Here is a 23,389-nt window from a genome sequence, read left to right as displayed (position 1 = left end):
TTTATGAAGAAACTGTTTTCATTATTATTGCTGACTGTATGTCTAGTCTCGAATGCGCAGTCATGGCAAAAAAAATGGCGAGTAGAATCTGAGTCATCACAATATAAGGTTATACAGAATGGTGGTGATACTTTGGAAATAGTTTCCCCAAGAGGGCTTACATTATGGAATGTAAGCCCTCTTCGCGGTGATGTCACGGTTGAGTTTGATGCGCAAGTTGTAATGACTGGTCCAAACGACAGACTTAGTGACCTCAACTCTTTCTTTATGGCTTCAGATCCAAAAGCAAAAAGTATTTGGAGCAATATGTCTGTCAGAGGTGGAGTATTCAGTAGACAGACTGCTTTGCAGATGTATTATCTAGGTTATGGAGGGAACTATAATACCACTACACGTTTCCGCCGTTATACAGGTAATGGTCAACCTCCTGTAATTAGAGAGTATCAGGATACTTCACATCTTCTCAAGGCAAATCATTGGTATCATATCAAGATAGAGAAGGTAGGAAATAGAATAAGATATTTCTTTGATGGTGAGTGCATCGTTGATTATGTTGATGTAAAACCTCTTGAACAGGGCTGGCTTGGCTTTCGTACAACGCTTTCACATACTCGTATAGCGAACTTCCATACATATAAAAGTAGTTTATCTGATGTTTCACTCCATTGGGTTGGTAATGTTCCAGACGTTGCTATGCCGGTAACATTTGGTGTGCCTTTCGCAAAGGGTGAAGTTACGGATAAGTCATTACGTAATTATGGGATTTGCAATATTCCTGTTGATAGTTGGATAAATGCGCGCTGGCAAGACGGAAGCGTTAAATGGGCTGCATTCTCGGCTTTAATACCTAAAGGAGTTAATGCTACCACATTAAAAGCTGGTTATGGACAGCATGTAAAACATAAACTTGTGAACATTTCCAGAAATGGAATTGTTGTAAATACAGGTGATATGGAAGTGCTTTTTCCTAGACATGGAAATAGTTTTATGGATTATATAATTTATAAGGGAATAAAGGTAGCTGACATGGGGCGTGTCGTAGCGTCAACATCTTTATCATCTTATAAGTCTGTTATAGATACTACCTATATAGAGAATTGTGGTAATATTAGGGCGGTCGTACGTGTTAATGGTCATATGGCTAGTGATAAAGAACCAAACATGACGTTGCCTTTTACGCTTCGCTTTTATCTTTATTATGGGAGTGAGCAAATAAGAATTCAGCATAGTTTTGTTTACGACGGAAATCAGAATAATGATTTCATAAAGAGTTTGGGACTTCAGTTTGATGTTCCTTTCCGCGAAACCGTTTATAATCGTCATATTGCGTTTTCTTTTGATGAGGATAGTGTATGGACAGAATCAGTGCAGCCTCTTGATGGTAGACGCGAATTAGATAAAGAGCACAATTATCTTTCTGACCAGATGAAAGGATTGCGCATACCAGAATACTCTACCTTTGCTGATGATCAGAAACCCCTTTTAGATGATTGGGCTGCTTGGGATGGCTTCCGTCTATCACAACTTAATGATGGTTCGTTTACCATTCGCAAACGTGCTACAGGTAAGTCTCCTTGGATAGGAACTTTTACTGGTAAAAGATCGTGTGGTCTTGCTTACGTTGGTGATGTAAGCGGTGGTATATCTGCTACGTTAAAGGATTTCTGGCAAAGCTATCCGTCAACACTCCAAATAGACAGCGCACGAACAAATATGGCGCGTATGACAATTTGGCTATGGAGTCCTGAAGCTGAACCTATGGACTTGCGCCATTATGATGACAAGGCACATGGACTGGAGTCTAGTTATGAGGATGTTCAGAAAGGCATGAGTGAACCTTATGGAATAGGGCGTACAAGTATGATCACTCTTCGTCCATATTCTTCTGTCCCGGGGACACTCCGTTTAAAACAAGATGCAATTGTTTCTGCAGACGATGCTCGTCTACTTCCTACAGCAGAATATCTACATGATAAGAAAGCTTTTGGTGCCTGGTCGTTGCCACGTCAAAGTACTGATTCTGTAACATCAGTTGTTGAGAATAAACTTAATTGGTGGATAGAAACATATAAAAAAGCCGTAGCAGATTATCATTGGTTTGGCTTCTGGAATTATGGAGATTTCATGCATGCATATTCCCCAGAACGTTCAGAATGGCGTTATGATGTTGGTGGATATGCGTGGGACAATACAGAATTGGCGAGTCCTGATTGGCTATGGTATAGTTTCCTTCGTACTGGGCGTGCCGATATATGGAAGATGGCTGAGGCTATGACAAGGCATAACTCCGAAGTGGATGTATATCATCTTGGTGATATGAAAGGACTTGGAAGCCGTCATAATGTAAGTCATTGGGGATGTGGAGCTAAGGAGGCAAGAATCTCGCAGTCGGCCTTTGATAGATTCCTATATTATCTTACATCTGACGAACGACTTGGTGATATTATGCATGATGAAACCGATGCTGATATAATGTTATATCATATTGATCCGATGCGACTTGCTGAGCCAATTTCTGAGTATCCATGTACTGCGCCAGCTCGTTTGCGTTTTGGTCCAGACTGGCTTGCTTATGCAGGAAACTGGATGACAGAGTGGGAGAGAACGGGTAATACCAAATATCGTGATAAGATTATTGCTGGTCTGAAGAGTATTTCCTCGCTCCCTGACGGAATCTTCACTGGAAATCTTGCTAAAGGATATGATCCAGCAACCGGTATAATTAGTTATGAGGGTGATGTTAATATGAAGAAGACAAATCACTTAATGACTATTATGGGCGGTTTCGAAGTGATGAATGAACTGCGCCAGATGATAACGGTCCCTGAATTTGAACATATATGGCTTGATTTTGCACATAGATATCAACTCATGGCGATGAAGAATCATAATCATTTCCCTGTAAGACGACTGCAGGCTTTCGCAGCTTATTCGCTTAACGATAAGGTTATGCGAAACGCTGCTTGGAATAGCCTGCTTAAGGATATTGATAACTTCTCAACAAATGATGCTGCTCTTTGGAGTCTTGACGCAATCTATATGTTGGAAGTTATTCCTGAGAAGTAAAGAGTTTGGCTCTTATGTTGATATAGTTTCTTCTTTGATCAAACTATTATTTCATCATTTTGAACTTAAAGAAGTCCATATCAACATAACCGCCTGCTTGTTTAGTCGCATAATTGAAGATTGCAAATCTAGTACCCATAAAGAAACGGCGATAGTCGAAGATCATCTTGTAATCGCTTCCTATTTTGTTCCAATTCTTATTGTCAAGGCTATAATAGAACTTTGCAATGTCTTTACTTGGATTGAAGTCTACATCTATGCGTAGATAAATCTTGTTTGATTTTATCTCTACATTGTCTTTTACGTTTTTCTTAACTCCGGTAATAGCTTTCTCACGGTCGCTGAGACTAACAGACTCTTCGCTCATTGTTAATACATTCTTTTTACCTATCTTTTTTATAGTGAGTATACCCGAATCACCATTGAAAGCTGCCAACCCAGTGTTATCACCGTCTTTCATCTTACTGATGTCAAGACTTATAACAGCACTGCTCTTTGGCCCCTTCATGCGCTGTGATATAGTGTTGGGTGCGTCAAAAATGCTATTTGATATGCGGCTAGTTTTAAGTCTAAGATAGCCACTTCGTTCTGATAATGACCACGCATTGTCAATAGGGTTGTGATTCCATTGCCAATACATATTTAGTTTTTTACTGTTGAAGTCATCACTTCCTACAATATCCGTAGTCTTACACCCTTGTACAGGCTTGTCCATGATCTCTGGAACGTGACCTTTCTCGTCGCCAAGAATAGGCCATTCTTTAATCCAGTTACATGGTTCAAGAGTCAACACACGACCGACTCCACCACGATCCTGAAATATCATTCCATACCACTTGCCGTCTTTTGCATCAACTATTGTACCCTGACCTACGTATGGAAAACCACCGAATGGAGTTTCCAAAATAGTCTTTTTCTCAAAAGGACCATGAATGTTGGTTGAACGGTAGCATACTTGGTGGCGAGCTTTACCAACAGGCCATGAAATCATTAATAGGTAGTATTTACCATCATGTTTTACCATACGGCTACCCTCAAGAAGTCCTGTTTCGTCAGCTTCACGGTTGAATAGTTTTACATCGCTGCCTTCTTTCATCCCTTTCAAATCAGATGTCAGTTCACACATCTGTCCTGTGCCATATACAACATAAGCACGGTCGTCATCGTCAAAAAATAATGTGGCATCATGGAAATGTCTCATTCTTGAAACTAGAGTCCATTTGTCAGTAGCATTCTTTGCTGTGTATATATATGTGTCGCCTCCAGGATTATCATTTGGTGCAAACAGAACATAGAATCTACCTTTATGATATTTTAGTGATGTAGCCCATTGTCCACGACCATATACAGTTCCCTCTTTCATGTCGTATTTTGGCGAATCAGTAAGTTTGTCAAATACGTAGTTAACTGTTTCCCAGTTCACTAAGTCCTTTGATCGCATGATTGGTGCTCCAGGCATAAGATGCATGGTTGTGGTCACCATATAAAAATAATCTCCAACCCTTATCACATCTGGGTCTGGAGCATCTGCCCAAATCACTGGATTTGTGAATTTGCGACTAGTGATGTTACTACTCTTCTTATGGTCTTTTCCAAAACAAGTGGATGCAGCCAATGTAAGAAATAAAAAAAATAAAAAGCGATTGCGGATCATATCAAATATTATATTAGTTGCCGCAAAATTACAACTTTTTATAATGCAAAGAAAACTGCCATGTTTCATAAACTTTTTGTTATGTAACATGGCAGTTTTTTTTATTAAATATGTGCCTTTATTTCGCTTCCATTGTAATTAATGTGATACTTTTTACCGTTTGGCGTTACGATATCGAATTGTCTTTCTTTTATTATTCCTGGATAGTTGCCTTCTTGTTTACCTATTGTTAGGATTTTGTTGGCATCGTCCCAATGGAAATTTATTGTGGCATACATTCCTTTCTCGTAATTATAGTTATCTCCCTCGTCTTCATACAGCGTAAAGTTACCGTTTGCACCAGGGTAGAGTCTTATTTCCAAGTTGTCCCACTTCTTTTCACCAGTATATTCCATTTCTGGTGCAAGTGGAATGATGCTTCCTGCACGCATAAACATAGGTACCTCCGCTATTGATGTGCTTATGTTTACATATTGACCTCCGTTGTATTGCTTGCCAGTCCAGAAGTTAAACCATTTGGTTCCAGCAGGAAGATACTTAAGAGTGGTCTTATTTTCTTTGAAGTTTATAGCTGAGTTCTCTGTCTGTGCATTCACCTCTTTGCTATCCCAGCCTGTCATGGCGTTCTCCTTTATTATCTTTTCCTGTGTATAACTTGCCTCTACTATTGGGGCTGCGAGGATAGAACTTCCAAACATGAATTCATTAGGCATATTCCACACTTTGCGGTCTGATGCAAAATCAGAGAATAGCGGGCGCATATAACTGTAGTCTTTGCTGCTTACTTGCCATGCTGTTGAATAGATATAAGGTAGTAGTCGGTAGCGAAGATTAATCATCTTCTCTATGGCGTCATAGATAGGTTCGCCCTTCTTACCAAACTGATAAATTTCACGTGGTGCGTCTGTTCCATGACTTCTGAATACAGGACAGAATAAACCATATTGTAACCAACGTACATATAGTTCTTGGTATTGTGGGTTATGAGTGGCAGACCCGCTACCGTTGTTATTGTATGAACCACAGAAGAAACCACCTATGTCTGTGTTGAAGTTAGGATCACCAGTAAGAGAGAAGTTGAGTCCTGCAGGAATCTGCTTTCTCAGCATATCCCATGAAGAAGCCACATCACCGCTCCACATATTTGAACCATATCTCTGTTGACCTGCAAAGGCAGAACGTGTCATGATAAACACACGCTTATCGCTGTTCTCCTTGCGCTGACTGTCATAAACTCCACCAACTGTGCACAATGGGAATGCGTTTCTTAGGCTACGCCATGTTCCGTTGCCAGCTTTATGTTCATAGTCATGTTCTGTTGCATTGAAAAAGTCAGGATCTGTAGAGTCCATCCACCAAGCATCAACGCCTTGATTAAAAAGACGCTTTAAGTTTTGCCAATATATATCACGTGCATCTTGGCTGAAAGCATCATATACACGCACTCCTGATGGATAGTCCATACGTGGTGGCCAAGGGGTGAGTCCGCTTTGTGGCCAAGTTTGGAAATCAAACAACAGTCCTTTTTCGTTTAGTTGTTTGTATGCTTTTGTCATAGGTCCGAAGCTTGCCCATATAGATATCATTAAATGTGCATTCTTGCTGTGTACCTTTTCTATCATCTTTGCTCCGTCAAGATAATCGTCAGCAAGAAATTCCATTGCGTTCCAGTTATAGTTGCTTCCCCAGTATTGCCAGTCCTGAATAATTCCGTCAAGAGGAACGTGCAGTTCTCTGTATTTATCTACTACGTCAACAACTTCCTTGCTGCTCTTGTATCTCTCCTTGCTCTGCCAATATCCGAAAGTCCATAAAGGGAACATAGGAACTTTTCCAGAAAGATGTCTCATCTGTGATATCACTCCATCGGCATTTTTGCCATACATGAAGTAATAATCCATTCCGTCTCCTACTTCTGATGATAACGACATTCCATTTGCGTCGTCGTCATAGTTCGTTGGTGAATAGTTGTCCCAGTATAGTCCCCAACCTTTTATTGACTGCACAACATTCTGAAAGTCTTCCAAATTAGACTGTTCCATAAGTTTGTGAGTATTTCGGCGGTTGAGAATGCCGTTTTGTATTGTTCCAAGACCATATACCGGTTCGTCTTTTTCTAATGAGAAAGTCTGACTAACTTTGTATGCTCCTTTATCAGCTCCATCTGTACGTAAAACAAAATTACTGTTCTTTTCTTTCAGAAGTAACTTTCCTTTTTTGTTTTTGAAAGTAATTCTACCCAGATTGTCAACAGTTATGCTTAAAGAATCACTTATAATCTTGTTGCCATTTCTCGTTATCGCCACGTCTAGCGGATTGGCAATAACAACAAGACTTTTCTTGTTGAAAGTGTGACCCGTTGGAACCTTTACGATCCTCACGATAGACGGAGTATAAAACTCCACCTTGATGTCGCATGACTTAGTGGTAAACTCCACTTCGTTTTTTGCTGTTGTGGTTATGGCAAAGCCTATAAACCCTATCAGAAATAGTTTTCTAAATATCATGATATATTTTAAAAATAATATTAATCCAATGTCTTTGTTTAATACGTGCAAATATACAATATTATTTTTTATTTTAGCCAATCATTATGTTTCAAATTCTTTTTGCGGTGTAACATTGCCTACAATAATAAAATAAAATCTAATAAATATTGTTTTTGTCATTTCTTTTTTGTTACTTTGTGGAAAGAAAAATTATTAGAACATATAAATATGGGAAAAGGAAAGAAAGGCGGTAAACGCATGACAAAGAAGCAACTGAGCGAAGTATTGCAAGGTTTCTTCTCTTCTCAGCCGGGTAAGACGCTGAGTTTTAAGGAAATATTCCGTACCCTAAGATTAGACACTCATCCCCTGAAGATGCTTGCCATTGATATAATGGAAGAAATGGTTTGGGATGATTTTATTACGAAGGTTACAGACAGTTCATATAGTTTGAATACAAAGGGACAGTTACAGGAAGGTACTTTCCTAAGAAAGTCTAATGGTAAGAATTCATTCTTGCCTGAGGATGGTGGCTCTCCTATCTTTGTTTCTGAACGTAACTCTATGTGGGCACTGAATGGCGATCGTGTTAGAGTAAGTTTTATGGCACGTCGTCAGAACCATATTAAGGAAGCACAAGTAATTGAAATCCTTGAAAGAAAGAAGGATCAGTTTGTCGGCAGACTTCGTGTAGACAAGGGCCTTGCTTATCTTGTAACTCCTGAAAACACGTTTGTCCATGACATCATTATTCCGAAGAATAGACTTAAAGGTGGAAAAAGTGATGATAAGGCTATTGTAAAGATTACTCAATGGCCTGATGCTGAACATAAGAACCTTATAGGTGAAGTTATTGATGTGTTGGGACAGACAGGCGACAACGATGTGGAGATGAATACTATTCTCGCACAATACGGACTACCTTATAAATATCCTAAAGTAGTAGAGGATGCCGCCAACAGTATTACTGGTGAAATAACAAAACAAGATGAGGCTGAACGTGAAGATTTCCGTGATGTATTCACTTGTACCATTGACCCTAAAGACGCAAAGGACTTCGATGATGCCCTTTCAATTAAATTGCTTGATAAAGGTTTATGGCAGATAGGTGTTCACATTGCTGATGTCAGCCATTATGTTACTGAAGGCTCTATCATAGATAAAGAGGCTGTGAAGCGTGCCACCAGTGTTTATCTTGTAGACCGCACGATACCGATGTTACCTGAACGCTTGTGTAACTTAATCTGCTCTTTACGACCAGATGAGGATAAACTTACGTATAGTGTTATATTCAATATTGATGAAGAGGCTAATATCAAGAGTTGGAGAGTCGTTCATACGATAATCCGAAGCAATAGAAGATATGCTTACGAAGAGGTACAGCAACTGCTTGAGGATAATGGTGTCGTTGACGGTACCGGTGAACCTGCTCCTATAGCTCCTGCTGGAGGATATAAGGGCGAGAATGCTGATCAGTTGATTATGCTCGACAGAATCGCAAAGATGTTTCGTGCTAAACGCTTTAAGGGTGGTGCTGTTAAGTTTGATCGTGAGGAACTTCATTTCGATATTGATGAGACCGGCAAACCTACACGTTGCTATTTCAAGCGTTCAAAAGATGCTAACAAACTCGTTGAGGAATTCATGCTTCTTGCCAACCGTACTGTTGCCGAGAGTATTGGTAAGGTGAAAAATGGTGCAAAGGCAAAGACACTTCCTTATCGTATTCACGATAATCCTGATCCACAGAAATTGGAAACACTGCGCCAGTTTATCGTTAAATTCGGATATAGAGTAAAGACAGAAGGAACTAAGGGTGCTACCGCACGTAGTCTTAACAAGTTGATGGATGACTGTGCTGGCAAAGCAGAGCAGAAGATGATTCAGTCTGTTGCCTTGCGTGCAATGATGAAGGCAAAATATAGTGTTCACAATATCGGACACTTTGGATTGGCTTTCGATTATTACACTCATTTCACGAGTCCTATACGTAGATACCCAGACACAATGGTACATCGTCTTCTCACAAGATACGCAGAAGGTGGACGAAGTGCAAACGAGAAGCATTACGAGGAACTTTGTGAGCATTGTTCTGATATGGAAATTATTGCTCAGAGTGCCGAACGTGATTCTATAAAATATAAGATGGTAGAGTTCATGAGCGATAAAGTTGGTGAAGTCTTCGAGGCTCATATCAGCGGTATCACAAGTTATGGTGTTTATGCAGAAATAGATGAAAACCATTGCGAGGGAATGATTCCTATGCGTGATTTGGATGATGACTATTATGATTTTGACGAGCGTAATTTCTGTTTGCGTGGTCGTCGTCATCACCATACATACCAACTTGGTGACGCGATTAAGATTAAAGTTGCAAAAGCTAATCTTGAAAGAAAGCAACTTGATTTCGGTCTTAGCGAATAATTAGGGTGTTCTTCAGAACATTGTGCTTAACTTAAATATATAAAAGCTGAGAGTGAAACATTCACTCTCAGCTTTTTTTATATGATAAACACAATTTCTGTGGTTAAGTAAAGATAAAGGTTAGAATTATATTTAAAAATTAATTTGTAAATGAAGCAACTTTAAATTAATGCTTTTATCTTTGCAATCAGAATAGATAATTATATAAAATAAATATATGAGAAGATTTAAACTTTCATTTTTACTCGTGTTGATTTCCATCAGTTCTTTTTCACAGATAAGCACTATTAAAGATAAGATAAACAACATTATCAATAATAAGAATGCAGGAATAGGAGTCGCAATATTAGACCTTAATAGCAACGAGTCTGTTGTTATTAATGGTGAAGAGCATTTCCCGATGCAAAGTGTATTCAAATTTCCGATAGCTCTAAAAGTTTTAAATGATGTTGATAATGATAAGATAAAACTTAGTGACTCTATATTTATTAGTTCAGCAGAATTACAGAAAAAAACATGGAGTACTATACAAGAAAAGTATCCAAATGGAAATATTAAAATGGCACTTTCTGATATCATATATTATATGGTAGCTATCAGTGATAATATCGGGTGTGACGTTATTCTTAAAAATAATGGAGGTGCTTCATCTGTCAATCATTATTTAAGGTCTATTGGAATTGAAAATATGACAATTAAGATAAACGAGGCAGAACAACAAGCAAAGCCTGATAAGCAAGTTCAAAATTGGACAACTCCTAATGAAGCTATAAATTTACTTACTATGTTCTATAAACATAGTTTGTTGAAACCTGCTACTCAGAATTTTTTATGGGATACAATGAAAAAGACTGCTACTGGCTCTATTAAAAATAAACTGCCAAAAGGAATTGTTGTTATACATAAAACGGGATCTGCTCCAAATATAAAAAATGGAACAGCTGTTAATAATGATGTTGGTATAATGATCTTCCCAAATAAAAAGGCTGTTGCCTATGCTATCTTTATTAAAGATTCCAAAGAGACTTCTGATACTAACTATAATATCATAGCTGAGATAGGAAAGATTATAGCTGAAAATAAAAAGTAATCAAATATAAATATTAAAATGCCCCCGAAAGTTGATTGTCATACTCTCGGGGGCATTTGATATTTAGTGAAAAAAGTTATTTATCGTTTCCTTCTGCTGGTCCTCTGTGTCCGTGCTTAGGCATCATACTTTGGTATGTTGTATATTGACTTGAAGATAAAATGCCTTTCAACTCATTTTCATAAGCCTGCTTCTTAGCACGATGTTCTTCCATCATCTTTTTCATCTCTTCTGTCATCTGTGGCTGCTCGCTGTTATCCATATTTTCCATTCTAGGAGGACGCTGACCTCTCATTCCCTGATGACCTTTAAGGATGTCGGCGTATTTCTCGTTTAAAGCCTTAACCTTAGCAAACTGTTCATCTGTAAGCCCAAGTTTGTTTTGCATCTGTGTTGTTATTTGTTCCACAGTCATCGGCTCAGGATGATTCATAGGTCTACCGTCTGATGGATTTTGAGCCATTGCCAGTGACATAGTCATTGCGGCAATCATTGTTAGCATAAACTTTTTCATAATTCTCTTTTTTTGTTGATTTTATAATTGTTTGAATTTTAAACTTATGCAAATATATGCCATCGTTTTAATAAGTCAAAAATAATTCAGTCAACAGGTTATTTTTTTAAGTGAAACATCTGGTTTTGTACAAAACATCATTCAACAGCCTTACTTGTCTTCCCAGAATTATATCTAATTATATAGAGTCCTCTTTTCTGTATGCTGTTGGTACGCATTCCGTTAATAGTATATATGGCTGCAATGTCGCCATTTGCATCATCTCCCTTTATATTTCTCACGGCAGTAGTAGAACTATATTCAATGTAGCCAATGTCTTTTGTGTTGCCTATACTATATCCTCTGCCAGTCACCTCTGTAAGTTTTGCCGTAAGGTCAGTTCCAGAGCCAATAAGTTTTGAACCTGCGGTTAGATGAAGCAATGAACTCTCGGCAATACTTCCGTCGCTATTGCGTGAGGCAAGTACCTTTGTTGTGTCTATACTTGCAAAATCAGAAGTGCTAACACTAAATCCAGAGTTCCATGTGTTGTTCTCATTAATAATGTTGCTGCATTTAAACGAGTTAGTCCCCTTTGAATCAAGACTAATACAGTTTTCAATATCAAGGCTATAGCCATTGTCATTGTAAAAACCATAGTTGCTCCCCCCATTGTTTCCGTTAGCGTATGATGTGCAGTTGTATATCTGTATCTTGCCAGCGTCACTGTTCTGGTCGAAACCTTTTACAGAGTTTCCAATAGAAAGACAACGGAACAGCAATACATCATGCTTTGTATTCGCTCCACCAAGCTTGAAGCCGTTTCCGTTTCCATTGTTATAATATTCCTTTAAGGAGCATTTGTGAGTTTTACCATTATCATCGGTAATCGTTATTCCGTCTCCGGCAAACTGATTAAACCATGCTGCGTCTTTCTCCAGTCTGGGGAAATTACTCAAGTCGAAAGTAGCAGGACCGTTTTGAAAACAGATACAGTTTATGAATACAGTCGTTCCTCCAATACGTTGATAGAAGTCCCATCCGTCATCAGAATTATTCCATGATCTGCATCCAATATAAGTGTTTCCTGGAGATGCCTCGTATTGCTTGTCTCCAAATCCGTCAGCATTACCTCCGAAGTCAGCAGCCGTGATGCCACCTTTCTCATAGTCAAAGTTATCGTGTGAGTCGCAGTTCAGTATAACGTTGCTGTTGCCTCCTTTTTGTTGCATTCCAGTATCGCTGTTGCCATATACATCCATTAATTCCATTATGTTATATGAACCATTGTTCTGGAATCCTTGTTTGCCGGCATATCTCACGGTAATTCCTTTTATATGTACATAGTCTGCATCAAGATCAACGCCATGACTTCCATAAGCTTCCTTCCTGAAATCTAGAATAGGTTTACTGTTTTTGTATGCGCCTATAAATATCATATTGCTTACAGTTCCTGACTTGCTTATTTTAATCGTGGAAGTCAAGTCGTATTGTCCGTCAAGTAGATAAAGGTTGTCGCCAGCAACGAGCTTGTCTATAGCTGTAGTTAATGCCATTGGAGAATCTGCACTGCTGCCGTCTCCTGTGGCATTAGGGGCGGTGTAGTAGTCTGTTGCGTTCATCGCAAATGGACATAAGACAAACATCGTCATTAATAAATTGTGTTTTAGTTTCATGCTTTTGTTATTTGTAGATTATTTCTAATACGCAAAGATATATAAATAGTTGTTTCGTGATATTATCTTTGATTATAATTAATGTTAGCAAATATAATTTTAACAAAGTCGTTTTGCTTAAGATATAAAGTTTATATCCTTATTGAACTGTGGTATCTGAAGATTATTGTTAGTAAAAGAAAGGTTCGCTGAAGAACCATTACAAAATATACCCTGTATAAAACATGATATAAAATGTTCATCGGCAGCGACTATTTCGTCTCCCGCAGATGTTTTTCTTTGCATGTGTAAACGGCCTACTCTCCCGCAGATAGCCCTGAAAATACAGTTACCACATAGTGGAGATACGCCGTTCATGATGTTTGCGGTTTATCTGCGTAATCTGCGTGAGAATATTTATATGAGAGTACTCAATCTATTGTACTAAGAACCCCAATGTCTCTCGCAGATCTCGCAGATTTACGCAGATAAACCCCAAAACCACACTAACTGTCTTTCTCTGCGAAATAATGCAGCATGCTGCATTCCTCTGCGTGATCTGCGTAATCAGCGAGAGAATAACACGCAAGCGTACTCAATCAATGTACAAAGAACCCCAATATATCTCCTGCATATTTTTTCCTTATTCTAAATTTGTATCTGAACTAGAAAATAGATTGCTCAGTATTTTGCGCATGATATAATAATCAAACAGCAATAATATACATGATGTTAGCAAAAAATCGTTTAGTGCTAATAACTGCATAATAGGTATATATATACCAACGGCAACAATCACGAGAAAGATATAATTTGGTATTTTCTTTTTAAGTAACTTAAAATTAAAGTTGTATTGAACGACAAAAATAACCACTGTTATCAGCGAACAAAGAAAAGCAAAGAATATATAATAGTTATATACTGATTCTATTGCATTTTCTGGTTTCTTTTGATTTAGTGCGCTAAATGCAAAAGAAAAGAACTGCCCAATAAAAGCAATAAAGGCAACTATGTTTATGAGTATTTTCATTTTGCCAAGAATCTTTTTATCAATGTTCATAGTTTAAGCTGTTTTATAACTCGACTCATGCTGAACAAGTCACGCAATACGACATGATTTAACTATTTATTTATTCTCATGACTGTCTGATGCCTTGCGTGTTACTTTTTATTTGCCATGATACATACCTAATACTTTACCATCTGATTTCTGTATAAATATCTCAGCAACGCCACCCACAGCATCTTCTGGAAGCGAACCAGATATGTACCATACTCTGTTATTTATTAATTCTACATCAAAAGGCTTTTCATCGTTAATTGCTTCTTCTCCATAGGTATAATTAAGTATTATCTTTGCAAAATCTACTGCAGTCTTAGCATTAGGAATGATTCCGTTCTCATGACGGTCTACCTTAAAAGGGGCTAGTCCATATTTATAATTGATACTATCATCTACCGGTTTTAGTATATCGATCGTATCTTCGTCTTCTTTCACATTCCCTTTAAAGATAAAATCTTGTTTAGCTACGATCTTTTTACTTTCCACTGAGTCATATTCTGACTTGATAAATATTCCTAGTATTATTCCTACTAAAAATATTATTATAGTTGTTATTATTTTTTTCATATCGCTATTTTTTTATTTACCATGAAATATTGCTAATACCTTACCATCAGATTTCTGTATTGATATTTCGACAACACCACCCACAGCACCTTTTGGAAGAGAACCAGATATGTACCATACTCTGTTATTTACTAATTCTACATTAAAAGGCTTTTCATTGTTAAATGCTCCATTTTCGCAATAATTAAATATTATCTTTGCAACATCTACTGCTGCCTTAGCATTGGGAATGAGTCCGTTCTGATTACGGTATACGTTAAAAGGGTCTGTTCCTGATTCATAATTGATACTATCATCTACCGATTTTCGTGCATCTATCATATCCTTGTCTACTTTCACATTTCCTTTAAAGATATAATCTTGTTTAACTACGACCTTTTTACTTTCCACTGAGTCATATTCTGACTTGATAAATATTCCTAGTATTATTCCTACTAAAAATATTATTATAGTTGTTATTATTTTTTTCATATCGCTATTTTTTCATTTAATCCTTGCTCCTTTCTTAATATGTTTTACTTCTAATTTATTATTTGTGAGTATTTGCAAGTATGGAAATGCTGCATTCCTCTGCGACCTCTACGTTATCTGCGAGAGAATATTCACGCAAGCATACTCAATCTATGCACAAAGAACCCCAATGTCTCTCGCTGATCTCGCTGATTTACGCAGACGAACCACAAAACACACATTTACCTCAAGCAATAATCTCTGCGAAATAATGCAGCTTGCTGCATTCTCTCTGCGACCTCTGCGTTATCTGTGAGAGAATATTCACGCAAGCGTACTCAATCAATGTACAAAGAACCCCCAATATCTCCCGCAGATTTTTCCTCATACTATTCAGAATGTCTTATTTGAGTATGTTTCTTTCGCTTGTCTTTTTTCCAATAGTCCTGGCATTTGTATAACTCTTCACCGAATGACTGATAAGAAACTCGTGTTGTAAACGTTATCGGGGTTTCCCACTTATTCACTTTGTGTAACTTAGCTTTACACCCTCTACGCACCATCTGCATGAGTGGGATATACGGTTCCGCCATATTGATATATTTCATTACGCTGTCTGGATATTGGTAATTCCCCGAAGGATTGAAACTGTTTCCTAACTTTATTTCATCCTTTCCATCAGAAAAGAATATATTGTTATATTGATAATTGAGCAGTCGCCCTTTTCTGTCAAAGTAAAAGGTAACAAAAAATCCCATTCTGATATCACGACTCTTAACTTTATAACCCATAACAGAAAAAGGGGGACAATCTAAAGTGCCCAGGTCAAACACCTCGCTAGTCCTGCAACTATTCAGAGACAAGATAAAAAACAGTACTGCTACATAATTAATAATAAAGATGATATACTTTTTCATAGTAATGTTTATTTGTTGTCAGGGTCTTCTTTTTTATACCAACCATAGTCTGTTTTGATTTCTTGCCTCAGATACCCCCATAATGCTCCAAGATACTTGATAGCATCAGAGTCTTTTATATTTAGTTTATTAATACATTCTGAATATTCACGAATCACATCGCAGGGTGCGAAGAAACCTGCTTCTTTGAAGAAATAAGTTTTTGAATTATAACAAATAAATATTCTATATGGAACATGAAAAGCTCCGTGGATATAATATATATATATGCCGTTTCCATAACTATATTTATCAGAATATAGTAAATTATAAGTTAGACAATAGTCTCCTTTTTTTATTGGCATATCATATTCTATCCCGAAAGAACGAAATTCCTCTATACGTACTTTGTCGGGAACGTGGACATCTTTTATTGCAGAACTCCTTTGTGCAAATGCTTGACCATATAATACAAGCATTAACCATAAGATGATGTACTTTTTCATAATGATTTTTTTATTAATATTTCGGTTGACCGAATTATTTTAAGAGATTTATCAGGTTTGTAATAATGAGAATGATTAATCGAACTACCATGATTGATATGGGTATGGATAATCTAAATCATATAAAAAACGTATTGCTTTGCCATCTTCTTTCCCGGGTTCCCATTTTGGCATATGAGACACTATTTTAATAATTTCATGATTGTATTTATTATTAAAAGAACTTAATACTTTCACATAAGAAATTGTGCCATCGTATTCAATAATAAATGCTACATAAAATTCAACTTTATGGCGTATTCTAGCAAGTGACTTAGAGCTTTTAATAGCATTATCAAAATACGAATACAATGCTTTTTTGCCTTCTGGAAATTGAGGTTTTTGGTCTACAAGATTATACACAGTTGAGTCTTTCTCCATATTCACTTTTTCCCAACGTCTCTCAATGTTACAAGTATCTTTCTCCATATACCTTTCGGTTTTAAGGTACATCCAAATAGCCTTCAAATACCTTACGGCATCTTTTTCACTTAGCTTAAATTTATCAATAAAATCTGAATATTCAGAAATGACATCATTGGAATTTTTCACTCCTACATTCTTGAATAGATAGGTTCTGGATTTATAGCATAATAATAACCTTGACGGTGCGTTTTTTCCAGAAAGAACGTAACGATAGATACCATTTTCGAATGTCGTTTTTTCAGGATGAAGTATGTTATATGTCCGGCAACTATCTTCTTTTGATACGTTCATATCAGAACTAAAAGAACGAAGCTCCTGTATTTTGATACTGTCGGGGATGCTAACTTCTTGCGTTGCAAATTGCTCTTGTGCAAATGCTTGATTGTATGCAATAAGCATGAATAATATGATGATATACTTTTTCATAGTAATGATTATTTGTTCTCAGTCTTTATTTTCTCTAACATAGCCGTAAGTTTTTTTTATTTCTTCTCTAAGAAATTCCCAAATAGCATTAAGATAATGTATCGCGTCAGAATCGTTTATCTTTAATTTGGCAATGCATTCAGAGTATTCACGAATAAAATCACAAGGCTCTGCAAAGCCCTCATGAGTGAAGAAATAAGTTTTTGAATTATAACAAATAAATATTTTACATGGCCTATGAGGACTTCCAAAACGATAATATTCATATATGCCATTTCCATAACTATATTTAGTGGGATACAGTAAATTGTAAGTTGGTAATATGTCATCTTTTGATATGGGCTCATCCATATCGTATGAACAATATTCCTTTATTCTAATGCTGTCAGGAACATGAACGTCTTTTATAACAAATTGTTTAGCAAATGCTTGATGGTATGCAATAAGCATGAATAATAAGATAATATACTTTTTCTTCATAAGCCATTTTCTTTGATTTTTTAAACAGTGTCACTACATGTAGAATTTAATTCTATTTGGGGAGTAACATTGTTTTAATCTTGTAAGGTTATAAATGTCACATGGCATAGTAGTAGATATTACGGTTATTTTTCCTTATCGTGTGTAAATCTTATACTTGATGATTGTTATATGTATTTCCTTTCATCGTATAGATTTATCTGCTATTGTGCTCTACCTAATGTCTATTTAGTTAAGGACAAAGATATATAAAAATATTTAAGTTTCCAAATATTATGTTTGTATTTTTATCCACCATTTTATAATAGCACAAATTAAGTAATGATATTCTTACCAATATCTCCCGCTGATTATGTAGGCGAACCACAATAACTACTAAGATGAAATATCTGCGAAATAATGCAGCTTGCTGCATTCCTCTGCGACCTCTGCGCTATCTGCGAGAGAATAACACGCAAGCGTACTCAATCTGTTGTACGATGAAACCCCAATAAATCTCTCGCAGATCTCGCTGATTTACGCAGACGAACCACAATAACTACCAATATGAAACATCTCCGAAATAATGCAGCCCTGCTACATTCTCTCTGCGTGATCTGCGCTATCTGCGGGAGACAACACAACTTTGATTATCTACGATATTTATTTTGATTGGAACAGCAAGAATTTTTTGAGGTATATCCTTAATAGATGTAGTGTGATTTGATAAAAATAATTCCTTGTTCATATAAATACTTTTTGCTTCTGAATCTAATGATATGGATTGTAAGCTCATATTATACATTCCCAATATTGCGGTCAAATCTGCTGCTAATGTAGTATGGTTTATATACTCTTCTATTTGAGATTTATTCTTACACTTCTGTTCTGGAAGGCGTTGCGAGACGATGATGGCAATATCACTAAAATCAGACAGATTACAATGTATATTGATAGTTTTTTCTTCTGAATACTTGCTTGATATAACTTTTAAACATGTTTTCATTTCTTGCAAAGTTTCTCTATGCCCCCTCTGTCTTTGAGCTATTGGAAAAGCTGAAAGGCCCTTGCTTTTTCTCTTTAAATCATCAATAAAATCATTAGCACTATATGGTACTGTTATACTTATTTTGTCGTCATTTCCTGTAACAATATAACATTTATATTCTATTGTGTCTGCTTTCTGTATAAAATAGACACTTTCAGATTCCGTCAGAGAAAGAATCTTTACTTCCAAGTCTTTGTTTTTGACATGGGTACAAGAAACAAATGTAAATATCATAGAGATAATCACATATAATATATTGTGTTTCTTCATTTTTAATTTATTAATACGCAAAAAAATCAAAGAATTTGTTGGACACTATTTTTTATCATCTATCGTTTTTCCATAATTTGGTTCTTGCACCTTTATTATAGTAATAACGAGCACCAGCACCATTAAAGTGTAGGTGTTCCATTACTTAATCTGTATATTCCAGTACTTATGCGAGTGAACAAGCCAGACTTCACATACTTTACCTGCTCAGTACGACTAAGTCCGAGACTCTCTAACCATGATGTGTTCATCACACCTGATGGAAGAGACAGTTTTATTATTTTGTTTATTTTAGTTGCCATTTTGCAATAGATAAGTTTGCAAATATAACTATAAAATAAACACCCTCCAACTAATTTTATTGTCTTATGCTAGTTCAAAGGACCAAGTTCCCATGATAGTTTATTCAGCATTCCTGCATTTACTCTTCATTCCTGTCGTTTTTTGTAACTATTTGGATTCAAATCCAAATATATATGCAAAGTCAGTACATTCTTATTTAGCCCCAAGTTTTTATATATAAACACAATATTATAACAAAAAACTTTAGCAGATATCTGCGTGAAACGATGCAGTTTAACTTATGAGTTTAATATGCGTGAATTTGCGCTATCTGTGGGAGACAACATATCAACCTCTTTCTTGATATTGGCAAGGTGTGTCTTTGTACCACAAATTACCATTTGTCCCACAAAGACTCTTGCCTCCGAAGGGGGGATTAAATCACTCCGAAGTCGTGATTAGAGACATAAAGGACATGTTAGCTTTCCAACATAACATTTCTATCTCAAGATTTTAATATTCATAAGTTTTAATTCCTCATTATTCATGCGAACCCATTCATTCCAGTCTTCATCTAATGATTTTAGCAATGGGCTTGGATGTATCCTTAATAGTTTTGATAAATAAATCTTTGCATTCTTCTCTCCATCACGCAGGTAAATTGCTTTAATCTTATTAATAGCCATATTCTCGTTGTACTCATCATTCAATGAACTGTCACAAACAGCAATTGTCTTTTCAATGTAATAAGTAGCTGAGTCTTTATTATTTTCCCTTAAGTATTTTTCAGACAGAAAGATAAGCCGTGACGGATTGTTTTCTTGAAGGGTCAAAACTGCATGTTCACCGTTAGCCATAGTCTCATCCATGCGTCCCAATGAAAAGAAAATTCTGGAACGATAAAGATAACATTGCCTCTTACCGATATTCGAAGTATCAACACTAAGTAAATAGTTCGAAAGTTCCAATGCTCTTTTAAGCATTATTGTATCGTTACGCACATAACCCATAAAGAACACATTGTCTAAACTGTCACGAAGTTCTTTGAGATCCTTTTTGTTCTGTCCATTGGCGCATCCTATAATCAATACGAGGCCAATACAAATATACAATATCTTTTTCATAGAAACTTATTAGCTTGTTATTTTATTCTGAAATCATGCTTATATCTTCCCCATGCACCAGTGATGAAACCAATCATAGACGGTCCTGTAAGCGCCCCATGTCCCCCAGGTGCACTATAATTCCAACCTCCAAATACATTTAAATTTATTGGGTATGCATTTCTATAGCTAATATTATTAATATAGATATCACATACAAAATTTGTTCCTTTTGGAACAACATATTTTCCTGTTAGTTTTTTTAAAAATATCTGTAAGTGTTTCATGATTCTAAATCTTACATCATTTGTCTTGCAAAGATAAACTTCTGAAATGGAAAATACAAGAGAATTTGAGAAAAAAGCCTTGTTTGTATATTTGAAGTAAAATGTGTACGAAATCACTGTCTTATTCAAAACTGTTTTTTTGTTAAATTAAACAAGGTTGGGAGAAATTACTTTTTGATGGGATTCTGAAGACTAAATTTCTGTGGGGGCATATAACCCCAATTTTCAACTTGACTAGACTAAGCAATATGCGCATAATAGCTTATGTATAATCTCCAGTGAAATAATGCAGCCTTGCTGCATTCCTCTGCGAGATCTGCGCTCTCAACGGGAGACAATACAACTTTGATTATCTACGATATTTATTTTGATTGGAACAGCAAGAATTTTTTGAGGTATATCCTTAATAGATGTAGTGTGATTTGATAAAAATAATTCCTTGTTCATATAAATACTTTTTGCTTCTGAATCTAATGATATGGATTGTAAGCTCATATTATACATTCCCAATATTGCGGTCAAATCTGCTGCTAATGTAGTATGGTTTATATACTCTTCTATTTGAGATTTATTCTTACACTTCTGTTCTGGAAGGCGTTGCGAGACGATGATGGCAATATCACTAAAATCAGACAGATTACAATGTATATTGATAGTCTTTTCTTCTGAATACTTGCTTGATATAACTTTTAAACATGTTTTCATTTCTTGCAAAGTTTCTCTATACCCCCTCTGTCTTTGAGCTATTGGAAAAGCTGAAAGGCCCTTGCTTTTTCTCTTTAAATCATCAATAAAATCATTAGCACTATATGGTACTGTTATATTTATTTTATCGTCATTTTCTGTAACAATATAACATTTATATTCTATTGTGTCTGCTTTCTGTATAAAATAGACACTTTCAGATTCCGTCAGAGAAAGAATCTTTACTTCCAAGTCTTTGTTTTTGACATGGGTACAAGAAACAAATGTAAATATCATAGAGATAATCACATATAATATATTGTGTTTCTTCATTTTTAATTTATTAATACGCAAAAACAATCAAAGAATTTGTTGGACACTATTTTTTATCATCTATCGTTTTTCCATAATTCGGTTCTTGCACCTTTATTATAGTAATAACGAGCACCAGCACCATTAAAGTGTAGGTGTTCCATTACTTAATCTGTATATTCCAGTACTTATGCGAGTGAGCAAACCAGACTTAACATACTTTACCTGCTCAGTACGACTAAGTCCGAGACTCTCTAACCATGATGTGTTCATCACACCTGATGGAAGAGACAGTTTTATTATTTTGTTTATTTTAGTTGCCATTTTGCAATAGATAAGTTTGCAAATATAGCTATAAAATAAACATCCTCCAACTAATTTATCGCCTTATGCTAGTTTAAAGGACAAAGTTTCCATGATAGTTTATTCAGCATGCTTGCATTTACACTTCATTTCTGTAGTTTTTTGTAACTATTTGGATTCAAATCCAAATATATTGCGATATTTTTGGATTTGAATCCGAAAAGATATATATATGCAAAGTCAGTACGTCCTTATTTTAGCCTTAATTTTTTCAAATATAAAAGGATTCTCTATAGCTACTTATTTCGATTCTTTTACAACAAAAATTATATCCGCAAGACTCTTATATGTCTTTTTGTTGAACATAAAATCTATCTGCTTTAATGACTGGGCGTTGAACGCATCAAGATAGTCTTTTACTTTAGGCTCAATTAGCGTAAATGCTCGCTTCATTTTCCATGATTGTTCCATGTCCGTTGAGTCAATTACGACAACAAACAGGCGGTTCTCTGCACCAAACAAACGAGGACTTTGATTTTCATAAAGCCATTTCATCAAACTTTCAGGATTTTTTCGAGCATCGTCAACAATTTGCTTCCTTATTGCAGTAAGACTAGCAATAACATTAGCATGACCATGGTTCTCAAGTTCCTCTTTAAGAAACTTATACTGTTCAGGATCTGAAAGATTCTTGTCTAGTTCAATGCCTAGCGATTTGGCCTTACGCTTAAGCCATGTAATCTCTTTATTACCTAATACTTCCTTTAATCTTCCCTGCATGTATTTTACAGGAAAGTAAGTAACTTTTAAATCTACAGGGGTGTTGTCTATAAAGAAGTCAACGCTCTTTATTTCACCGACAGCAGAAAGAACGCGCCTATGCTTCTTGAAGATTGACTCAATAAGATATGAAGTCCAATTATTGTACCAACTAGTTTGGACAAATTTCCATGCATTTGTAGCTATGGCATCTGCCTTACTCTTGAGTTCATCATAATCACTTATTACCTTGATATATCTTCTAACAAGATATTGATCAAGCGAGTTTTCTTGATCTCCACCCCACTCATAATTATTAATCTGACGTAACCCACTCTTCAACTTATCCTCGTCAACCCCCATTGTGTGATACCATTCGTTGTTCTTATCACGCAGATAAGTATCAAGCATAAGCATACCATTAGGTATCTTTTCCATAACAGAAAACAACTCGGCAAACTGTTCGTTGATTTTTGTAGAGTTGAGAACAATGCCATTCTTTTCTGTAAATTGCTTTATCTGTTTGCCACGACATACGGCCCTTACTTTCAAGTATAACAATGCATTCTCATTATTATTAAAAGTGTAAAGATTCTGTGCACGGAACTCTTGGTCCCACTTCTCATAGTTTGTCATAT

Annotated in this window: 22 protein-coding genes; 3 read left to right on the top strand and 19 right to left on the bottom strand. The window is 36.1% G+C overall.

The features are described from left to right. Nucleotides 1–3 precede the first annotated feature (3 nt). Nucleotides 4–3,066 carry an exo-rhamnogalacturonan lyase family protein gene (locus HEQ28_RS09360; RefSeq protein WP_434501969.1) on the top strand — a complete coding sequence of 1,021 codons (3,063 nt, stop codon included), beginning with the start codon at nucleotides 4–6 and terminating at the stop codon, nucleotides 3,064–3,066. A 46-nt stretch (nucleotides 3,067–3,112) separates the two neighbouring features. On the opposite strand, the gene HEQ28_RS09355 is transcribed toward HEQ28_RS09360, so the two are convergent. Further along, entirely contained in the window at nucleotides 3,113–4,720 is a 1,608-nt protein-coding gene (locus HEQ28_RS09355) for a glycoside hydrolase family 43 protein (protein ID WP_434504448.1), read from the bottom strand. 104 nt (nucleotides 4,721–4,824) lie between these two features. Further along, entirely contained in the window at nucleotides 4,825–7,227 is a 2,403-nt protein-coding gene (locus HEQ28_RS09350; protein WP_434501968.1) for a glycoside hydrolase family 31 protein, read from the bottom strand. 210 nt (nucleotides 7,228–7,437) lie between these two features. On the opposite strand from HEQ28_RS09350, the gene rnr reads away from it, so the two are divergent. Then, nucleotides 7,438–9,633, top strand: a complete 2,196-nt coding sequence (gene rnr, locus HEQ28_RS09345) for a ribonuclease R (protein WP_434501967.1) — start codon at nucleotides 7,438–7,440, stop codon at nucleotides 9,631–9,633. A 217-nt stretch (nucleotides 9,634–9,850) separates the two neighbouring features. Next, the gene (gene bla, locus HEQ28_RS09340) at nucleotides 9,851–10,723 is read left to right on the top strand and encodes a class A beta-lactamase (RefSeq protein ID WP_434501966.1); all 873 of its coding nucleotides are present in this window, start codon (nucleotides 9,851–9,853) and stop codon (nucleotides 10,721–10,723) included. Between the two features lie 76 nt (nucleotides 10,724–10,799). On the opposite strand, the gene HEQ28_RS09335 is transcribed toward bla, so the two are convergent. The 17 genes from HEQ28_RS09335 to HEQ28_RS09255 all read right to left on the bottom strand — a co-directional run bounded on the left by HEQ28_RS09335 (nucleotide 10,800) and on the right by HEQ28_RS09255 (nucleotide 23,387). Continuing rightward, nucleotides 10,800–11,237 (bottom strand): DUF4890 domain-containing protein, encoded by a 438-nt coding sequence (locus HEQ28_RS09335; protein WP_434501965.1) that lies wholly within the window; start codon nucleotides 11,235–11,237, stop codon nucleotides 10,800–10,802. Nucleotides 11,238–11,374: 137 nt separating this feature from the next. Further along, on the bottom strand, nucleotides 11,375–12,892 hold the full coding sequence (locus HEQ28_RS09330; RefSeq protein ID WP_434501964.1) for a right-handed parallel beta-helix repeat-containing protein: 1,518 nt from the start codon (nucleotides 12,890–12,892) through the stop codon (nucleotides 11,375–11,377). A 117-nt stretch (nucleotides 12,893–13,009) separates the two neighbouring features. Next, complete coding sequence (locus HEQ28_RS09325) at nucleotides 13,010–13,177, bottom strand: hypothetical protein (protein ID WP_434501963.1); 168 nt, start codon at nucleotides 13,175–13,177, stop codon at nucleotides 13,010–13,012. A gap of 337 nt (nucleotides 13,178–13,514) precedes the next feature. Beyond that, entirely contained in the window at nucleotides 13,515–13,931 is a 417-nt protein-coding gene (locus tag HEQ28_RS09320) for a hypothetical protein (protein WP_434501962.1), read from the bottom strand. A gap of 108 nt (nucleotides 13,932–14,039) precedes the next feature. Continuing rightward, the gene (locus HEQ28_RS09315) at nucleotides 14,040–14,501 is read right to left on the bottom strand and encodes a YbbC/YhhH family protein (RefSeq protein WP_434501961.1); all 462 of its coding nucleotides are present in this window, start codon (nucleotides 14,499–14,501) and stop codon (nucleotides 14,040–14,042) included. A 12-nt stretch (nucleotides 14,502–14,513) separates the two neighbouring features. After that, complete coding sequence (locus HEQ28_RS09310; protein ID WP_434501960.1) at nucleotides 14,514–14,972, bottom strand: NTF2 fold immunity protein; 459 nt, start codon at nucleotides 14,970–14,972, stop codon at nucleotides 14,514–14,516. A gap of 368 nt (nucleotides 14,973–15,340) precedes the next feature. Continuing rightward, nucleotides 15,341–15,868, bottom strand: coding sequence for a hypothetical protein (locus HEQ28_RS09305; RefSeq protein WP_434501959.1), 528 nt, complete (start codon nucleotides 15,866–15,868; stop codon nucleotides 15,341–15,343). 8 nt (nucleotides 15,869–15,876) lie between these two features. Continuing rightward, nucleotides 15,877–16,353: a hypothetical protein gene (locus HEQ28_RS09300; protein ID WP_434501958.1), complete on the bottom strand. Its 477-nt coding sequence runs from the start codon at nucleotides 16,351–16,353 to the stop codon at nucleotides 15,877–15,879. Nucleotides 16,354–16,437: 84 nt separating this feature from the next. Beyond that, nucleotides 16,438–17,244 (bottom strand): energy transducer TonB, encoded by an 807-nt coding sequence (locus HEQ28_RS09295; RefSeq protein ID WP_434501957.1) that lies wholly within the window; start codon nucleotides 17,242–17,244, stop codon nucleotides 16,438–16,440. 18 nt (nucleotides 17,245–17,262) lie between these two features. Next, nucleotides 17,263–17,724, bottom strand: coding sequence for a hypothetical protein (locus tag HEQ28_RS09290; protein ID WP_434501956.1), 462 nt, complete (start codon nucleotides 17,722–17,724; stop codon nucleotides 17,263–17,265). A 601-nt stretch (nucleotides 17,725–18,325) separates the two neighbouring features. Then, entirely contained in the window at nucleotides 18,326–19,021 is a 696-nt protein-coding gene (locus HEQ28_RS09285; RefSeq protein WP_434501955.1) for a hypothetical protein, read from the bottom strand. A 122-nt stretch (nucleotides 19,022–19,143) separates the two neighbouring features. After that, nucleotides 19,144–19,323 carry an AbiEi antitoxin N-terminal domain-containing protein gene (locus tag HEQ28_RS09280; RefSeq protein ID WP_434501954.1) on the bottom strand — a complete coding sequence of 60 codons (180 nt, stop codon included), beginning with the start codon at nucleotides 19,321–19,323 and terminating at the stop codon, nucleotides 19,144–19,146. Nucleotides 19,324–19,803: 480 nt separating this feature from the next. Then, nucleotides 19,804–20,427, bottom strand: a complete 624-nt coding sequence (locus HEQ28_RS09275) for a hypothetical protein (protein ID WP_434501953.1) — start codon at nucleotides 20,425–20,427, stop codon at nucleotides 19,804–19,806. A gap of 17 nt (nucleotides 20,428–20,444) precedes the next feature. Then, nucleotides 20,445–20,693, bottom strand: a complete 249-nt coding sequence (locus HEQ28_RS09270; protein ID WP_434501952.1) for a hypothetical protein — start codon at nucleotides 20,691–20,693, stop codon at nucleotides 20,445–20,447. A gap of 324 nt (nucleotides 20,694–21,017) precedes the next feature. Then, nucleotides 21,018–21,710: a hypothetical protein gene (locus HEQ28_RS09265; protein WP_434501951.1), complete on the bottom strand. Its 693-nt coding sequence runs from the start codon at nucleotides 21,708–21,710 to the stop codon at nucleotides 21,018–21,020. 123 nt (nucleotides 21,711–21,833) lie between these two features. After that, nucleotides 21,834–22,013 (bottom strand): AbiEi antitoxin N-terminal domain-containing protein, encoded by a 180-nt coding sequence (locus tag HEQ28_RS09260; RefSeq protein WP_434501950.1) that lies wholly within the window; start codon nucleotides 22,011–22,013, stop codon nucleotides 21,834–21,836. Between the two features lie 279 nt (nucleotides 22,014–22,292). Next, on the bottom strand, nucleotides 22,293–23,387 hold the full coding sequence (locus HEQ28_RS09255; RefSeq protein ID WP_434501949.1) for a hypothetical protein: 1,095 nt from the start codon (nucleotides 23,385–23,387) through the stop codon (nucleotides 22,293–22,295). Nucleotides 23,388–23,389 lie beyond the last annotated feature (2 nt).

Origin of the sequence: Prevotella sp. (genome assembly GCF_051059605.1) — a bacterium.
GTDB lineage: Bacteria > Bacteroidota > Bacteroidia > Bacteroidales > Bacteroidaceae > Prevotella.
Note: the sequence above shows the minus strand (reverse complement) of the source record. Positions and strands in the feature narration are given on the sequence as shown.